Raw genomic sequence first — 1,936 nt, forward strand, 5'->3', positions numbered from 1 at the left:
GACGACTGCTGAGCGCGCTGGCCGCGAGCGGCGTGCTGGCCGCCGTGCCCACCGGGTGGGCGAGCGCCGCCGCGACCGCGGACGGGGCGGCCCGGATCGTCGCCAACACGGTCGCCGTCCTCGCGGGCACCGAGGAGTCCAACTCCCGTACGGAGACGGCCGCCAAGCGCGCCGCGATCGAGAAGACGGCCCGCACGAACCTCGCCGCGCTGGACGCGGCCACCGGCGACGGCGAACTCTTCGCGGGCGTCCTCCTCGGCTCCAGCGACGCGAACCTCAACACCAGCTACCAGCGGCTGTACGAGATCGCCCTGGCGACGCGCACGTACGGCATATCCTTTGACCTGTACGGGAGTTCGGCGGTCCAGGACCGGGTGGCCGAGGGTCTGGCCTGGCTGCACGCGCACTACTACGGCGACCAGTCCACGGGCTACTACGGCAACTGGTTCTTCTGGGAGATCGGCATCTCGCAGCACGTCAGCAAGACGCTGCTGCTGCTCGGCGAGCGCGCCCCGGCCGCCCTGATCACGACGTACGTCGCCTCCATGGACGCGTACCTGCGCAACGGCAAGGACGGCGATGTCGACCTCGACTCCCGCTTCCACACCGGCGCGAACCTCGCCGACATCACCACGAACCGCATCCTGCAGGGTGCGCTGCTGGCCGACGAGGCGCGCATCCGCAAGGCGCTCACCGACCAGCTCACCGTCTTCGCGACGATCGACCCGTACGCCCTCGCCCACGGGGTGACGGACGGCTATTACGCGGACGGGTCCTTCCTCCAGCACGCCTCGGTCGCGTACACGGGCGCGTACGGCAAGGGCCTGCTCAGCCGCGTCGTCCAGACCCTCAAGATCCTCGACGGCACGGGCTTCGTGAACGCCGGGGAGCTGATCCCCACGGTCCACGGCTGGGTCCGCGACGGCTTCGCGCCGCTGATCTTCGAGGGCTGGATGATGGAGGCCGTCAAGGGCCGGTCCGTCTCCCGCACCGGCACCGGGTACGACGACGTCACGACGGTCGTCGAGGCGGTCGTGGACCTCGCCTCCCTGGAGACCGGCGACGACGCGACGGCCCTCAAGGCGTACGTGAAACAGGTGCGCGCCACGTCCCGGGCCGCCCTCGACCCGACGTCCTTCGTCTCGCCGCTCAGCGTCGTGCGCTACGCCGACATCCTCGCCGACGCCTCGGTGCCCGCCGCCGACCTCAACCCGCCGGCCCGCTCGGTCGCGTTCAACTCCATGGACCGCACGGTGCACAGGCGCCCCGGCTACGCCTTCACCCTCGCCCGCAGTTCGGCCCGCATCAGCAAGTACGAGTACATGAGCGGCGAGAACCTGATGCCGTGGTTCCAGGGCGACGGCGCGCACTACCTGTATCTGGCGGGCCAGGACCAGCGCGAGTCGTTCGGCGTCGACTACTTCACCACGGTCTCCCCGTACGGCCTCGCGGGCGTGACGGCGCCGGTCGAACACCGGGGCACGGTACCGGAGCTGTACGACGGCGACTTGTTCTACGACAACCCCTCGCACCCCCTGAACTTCACGGCGTCCAGCGAGTCGCAGAACACGTACGTCTACTTCCCGACCGCCACCCAGGCGTACTCGGGCGGCGCGACCCTCGACGCGTACGGCGCGGCGGGGTGGGTGCTGTCCGACGACGTGCCGTGGCGGGACAAGCGGGCGGGCGTCCTGCCCGACGACTTCGTCGTGTACCGCAGCGCGCGGGCGACGAAGTCCTGGTTCCTGCTCGACGACGAGATCGTCGTCCTCGCGGCCGGGGTCGGCGACGCGCCCGGCGCGGACCGGGCCGTCACGACGACGCTGGACGCGCGGATCGCCGCGACCGGCGACGAGGTGACGGTGGACGAGGGGCGCGGCTGGGTGCGCTGGGCGAACGCGACGCGCGGCACGGCGGTCGGCTACGTCCTGCTCGA

At 71.2% G+C, this 1,936-nt stretch carries 1 protein-coding gene; it reads left to right on the plus strand.

What is annotated here, in order from left to right; translation table 11 throughout:
* Positions 1-1,936 (plus strand): polysaccharide lyase family 8 super-sandwich domain-containing protein (locus G3I40_RS46155; protein ID WP_164560758.1); only part of this gene is annotated, 1,936 nt, incomplete at both ends.

Source organism: Streptomyces sp. SID14478 (assembly GCF_010548525.1).
Taxonomy (GTDB): Bacteria; Actinomycetota; Actinomycetes; order Streptomycetales; family Streptomycetaceae; genus Streptomyces.